At 48.9% G+C, this 5,192-nt stretch carries 1 tRNA gene and 3 rRNA genes; all 4 read right to left on the bottom strand.

Features of this window, described 5'->3' with window-relative positions:
• Nucleotides 1-116, bottom strand: a 5S ribosomal RNA gene (rrf, locus tag ACMZ6Z_RS08830).
• 193 nt (nt 117-309) lie between these two features.
• Nucleotides 310-3,214, bottom strand: a 23S ribosomal RNA gene (locus ACMZ6Z_RS08835).
• Between the two features lie 266 nt (nt 3,215-3,480).
• A tRNA-Ala gene (locus ACMZ6Z_RS08840) sits at nt 3,481-3,553 on the bottom strand.
• 55 nt (nt 3,554-3,608) lie between these two features.
• Nucleotides 3,609-5,166 (bottom strand): 16S ribosomal RNA (locus ACMZ6Z_RS08845).
• The 16S, 23S and 5S rRNA genes sit together here with 1 tRNA gene alongside, the layout of an rRNA operon.
• Nucleotides 5,167-5,192 lie beyond the last annotated feature (26 nt).

The following is a 5,192-nucleotide window of genomic DNA, read 5'->3' on the forward strand; positions in this document are numbered from 1 at the left end:
GCTAAGCGACTACCTTATCTCACAGGGGGCAACCCCCAACTACTTCCGGCGTTCTAGGGCTTAACTACTGTGTTCGGCATGGGTACAGGTGTATCTCCTAGGCTATCATCACTTAACTTGTGGTCTAATCCACTGATAATTGAATACCTATATTCTAACAAGAATCTCTTACGCTGTCAATATCGCTTGAATTTTAAATTGTACTCGGGCTAAATTCTTAGTGAAAAAGATAAACTTCCTAGAGTCTTAATGACTCTGCGTCAGTTTCCTATGTTCATACAGAATTTTTAACGCCCTCTGTTACTTCATTTGGATAAGTCCTCGAGCGATTAGTATTAGTCCGCTTAATGTGTCACCACACGTACACTCCTAACCTATCTACCTGATCTTCTCTCAGGGCTCTTACTAACTTAACGTTATGGGAAATCTCATCTTGAGGGGGGCTTCGCACTTAGATGCTTTCAGCGCTTATCCCTGCCCTACATAGCTACCCAGCGATGCCTCTGGCGAGACAACTGGTACACCAGCGGTAAGTCCACTCTGGTCCTCTCGTACTAGGAGCAGATCCTCTCAAATTTCCTACGCCCGCGACGGATAGGGACCGAACTGTCTCACGACGTTCTGAACCCAGCTCGCGTGCCGCTTTAATGGGCGAACAGCCCAACCCTTGGGACCGACTACAGCCCCAGGATGCGACGAGCCGACATCGAGGTGCCAAACCTCCCCGTCGATGTGAACTCTTGGGGGAGATAAGCCTGTTATCCCCAGGGTAGCTTTTATCCGTTGAGCGATGGCCCTTCCATACGGAACCACCGGATCACTAAGCCCGACTTTCGTCCCTGCTCGAGTTGTAGCTCTCGCAGTCAAGCTCCCTTATACCTTTACACTCTACGATTGATTTCCAACCAATCTGAGGGAACCTTTGGGCGCCTCCGTTACCTTTTAGGAGGCGACCGCCCCAGTCAAACTGCCCGTCAGACACTGTCTCCGATAGGGATAACCTATCTGGGTTAGAGTAGCCATAACACAAGGGTAGTATCCCAACAACGCCTCCATTGAAACTGGCGTTCCAACTTCCTAGGCTCCTACCTATCCTGTACATGTGGTACAGATACTCAATATCAAACTGCAGTAAAGCTCCATGGGGTCTTTCCGTCCTGTCGCGGGTAACCTGCATCTTCACAGGTACTAAAATTTCACCGAGTCTCTCGTTGAGACAGTGCCCAAATCATTACGCCTTTCGTGCGGGTCGGAACTTACCCGACAAGGAATTTCGCTACCTTAGGACCGTTATAGTTACGGCCGCCGTTTACTGGGGCTTCAATTCATACCTTCGGATTACTCCTAAGCACTCCTCTTAACCTTCCAGCACCGGGCAGGCGTCACCCCCTATACATCATCTTACGATTTAGCAGAGAGCTGTGTTTTTGATAAACAGTTGCTTGGGCCTATTCACTGCGGCTGTCTATGAGACAGCACCCCTTCTCCCGAAGTTACGGGGTCATTTTGCCGAGTTCCTTAACGAGAGTTCTCTCGATCACCTGAGGCTACTCGCCTCGACTACCTGTGTCGGTTTGCGGTACGGGTAGAGTATATTTAAACGCTAGAAGCTTTTCTTGGCAGTGTGACATCACTAACTTCGCTACTAAACTTCGCTCCCCATAACAGCTCAATGTTATAGCTAGAAGCATTTAACTCCTAACACACCTCACTGCTTAGACAGGCTCTTCCATTCGCCTGCTTTAGTTAGCCTACTGCGTCCCTCCATCACTATATACTCTAGTACAGGAATATCAACCTGTTGCCCATCGAATACACCTTTCGGTCTCTCCTTAGGTCCCGACTAACCCAGGGCGGACGAGCCTTCCCCTGGAAACCTTAGTCTTACGGTGGACAGGATTCTCACCTGTCTTGCGCTACTCATACCGGCATTCTCACTTCTATGCGCTCCAGTACTCCTCACGGTATACCTTCAGCGCACATAGAACGCTCTCCTACCATGACACTATGTGTCATCCACAGCTTCGGTAAACTATTTTAGCCCCGGTACATTTTCGGCGCAGGGTCACTCGACTAGTGAGCTATTACGCACTCTTTGAATGAATAGCTGCTTCTAAGCTAACATCCTAGTTGTCTGTGCAACCCCACATCCTTTTCCACTTAATAGTTATTTGGGGACCTTAGCTGGTGGTCTGGGCTGTTTCCCTTTCGACTACGGATCTTAGCACTCGCAGTCTGACTGCCGATCATATCTCATTGGCATTCGGAGTTTATCTGAGATTGGTAATCCGGGATGGACCCCTCACCCAAACAGTGCTCTACCTCCAAGAGACTTGATATCGACGCTAGCCCTAAAGCTATTTCGGAGAGAACCAGCTATCTCCAAGTTCGTTTGGAATTTCTCCGCTACCCACAAGTCATCCAAGCACTTTTCAACGTGCCCTGGTTCGGTCCTCCAGTGCGTTTTACCGCACCTTCAACCTGCTCATGGGTAGGTCACATGGTTTCGGGTCTACATCATGATACTAAAACGCCCTATTAAGACTCGGTTTCCCTACGGCTCCGTCTCTTCAACTTAACCTCGCATCATAACGTAACTCGCCGGTTCATTCTACAAAAGGCACGCTCTCACCCATTAACGGGCTCGAACTTGTTGTAGGCACACGGTTTCAGGTTCTATTTCACTCCCCTCCCGGGGTGCTTTTCACCTTTCCCTCACGGTACTGGTTCACTATCGGTCACTAGAGAGTATTTAGGGTTGGGAGATGGTCCTCCCAGATTCCGACGAGATTTCGCGTGTCTCGCCGTACTCAGGATACTGCTAAGGCTCAATTCAATTTCAAGTACGAGGCTTTTACTCTCTCTGGCTAACCTTTCCAGGTTATTCTTCTATTCAATTAAAGTCCTACACCGCAGTCCTACAACCCCGATGAGTAAACTCATCGGTTTGCCCTCCTGCCGTTTCGCTCGCCGCTACTAAGGCAATCGCGTTTGCTTTCTCTTCCTGCAGCTACTTAGATGTTTCAGTTCACTGCGTCTTCCTTCATCTAATCTTAACAATTAGTGATGACAGCCATTAGCTGCCGGGTTCCCCCATTCGGACATCTCTGGATCAGCGCTTACTTACAGCTCCCCAAAGCATTTCGTCGTTTGTCACGTCCTTCATCGGCTTCTAGTGCCAAGGCATCCACCGTGCGCCCTTATTAACTTAACCTTATTTTAATCTTTCGATTTAAACTCATTAAATACTTCAGCGTTTTCGGTTTATTTCTTGTTACTTTTCTACAATTATCTTTCAATAATCGTGGAATTTGATATAGATATTCAATTGTCAATGGACTAGAGTATGATATTAAGAACCGATGCGACTTGTCGCAAAACTTTCGTAGAATTAGGAAGTTTAGGTTCGTGTTCAAATATCATTTAAAACAAGATTTTGAGTTGAACTCCAGACTAATGTCTATTAGTATCCTGTTTTAATGGAGCCTAGCGGGATCGAACCGCTGACCTCCTGCGTGCAAAGCAGGCGCTCTCCCAGCTGAGCTAAGGCCCCACAAAGACCCTCTCAAAACTAAATAAAGATCCCAAACGTGCTTCCATTTCCTTAGAAAGGAGGTGATCCAGCCGCACCTTCCGATACGGCTACCTTGTTACGACTTCACCCCAATCATCTATCCCACCTTAGGCGGCTGGCTCCATAATGGTTACCTCACCGACTTCGGGTGTTACAAACTCTCGTGGTGTGACGGGCGGTGTGTACAAGGCCCGGGAACGTATTCACCGCGGCGTGCTGATCCGCGATTACTAGCGATTCCGACTTCATGTAGGCGAGTTGCAGCCTACAATCCGAACTGAGATCGGCTTTAAGAGATTGGCTTACTGTCACCAGTTCGCTGCTCGTTGTACCGACCATTGTAGCACGTGTGTAGCCCAGGTCATAAGGGGCATGATGATTTGACGTCATCCCCACCTTCCTCCGGTTTATTACCGGCAGTCTCGCTAGAGTGCCCAACTTAATGATGGCAACTAACAATAGGGGTTGCGCTCGTTGCGGGACTTAACCCAACATCTCACGACACGAGCTGACGACAACCATGCACCACCTGTCTCCGATGTACCGTAGTAAAACTCTATCTCTAGAGCGGGCATCGGGATGTCAAGACCTGGTAAGGTTCTTCGCGTTGCTTCGAATTAAACCACATGCTCCACCGCTTGTGCGGGCCCCCGTCAATTCCTTTGAGTTTCAACCTTGCGGTCGTACTCCCCAGGCGGAGTGCTTAATGCGTTAGCTGCGGCACTGAGTCCCGGAAAGGACCCAACACCTAGCACTCATCGTTTACGGCGTGGACTACCAGGGTATCTAATCCTGTTCGCTACCCACGCTTTCGAGCCTCAGTGTCAGTTACAGACCAGAGAGCCGCTTTCGCCACCGGTGTTCCTCCATATATCTACGCATTTCACCGCTACACATGGAATTCCACTCTCCCCTTCTGCACTCAAGTTTAACAGTTTCCAAAGCGTACATTGGTTGAGCCAATGCCTTTAACTTCAGACTTATTAAACCACCTGCGCTCGCTTTACGCCCAATAAATCCGGACAACGCTCGGGACCTACGTATTACCGCGGCTGCTGGCACGTAGTTAGCCGTCCCTTTCTGATAAGCTACCGTCACAGAGTAAACTTTCCACTCTTACTCTCGTTCTTCGCTTATAACAGAGCTTTACGATCCGAAAACCTTCTTCACTCACGCGGCGTTGCTCGGTCAGGGTCCCCCCCATTGCCGAAGATTCCCTACTGCTGCCTCCCGTAGGAGTCTGGGCCGTGTCTCAGTCCCAGTGTGGCCGATCACCCTCTCAGGTCGGCTATGTATCGAGGCCTTGGTAAGCCGTTACCTTACCAACTAGCTAATACAACGCAGGTCCATCTTATAGTGAAGCAATTGCTCCTTTTAAATTAATAACATGTGTTATCAACTCTTATGCGGTATTAGCTATCGTTTCCAATAGTTATCCCCCGCTATAAGGTAGGTTACCTACGCGTTACTCACCCGTTCGCGACTCAATCAATCCAGTGTAGCAAGCTACGGTAGAATCAATTGCGTTCCACTTGCATGTATTAGGCACGCCGCCAGCGTTCGTCCTGAGCCAGGATCAAACTCTCATTAATAGTTAGTTTGAGCTTCGCTCAGTCAG

Source organism: Streptococcus pluranimalium (genome assembly GCF_047785705.1).
In the GTDB taxonomy this organism is placed as follows: domain Bacteria; phylum Bacillota; class Bacilli; order Lactobacillales; family Streptococcaceae; genus Streptococcus; species Streptococcus pluranimalium_A.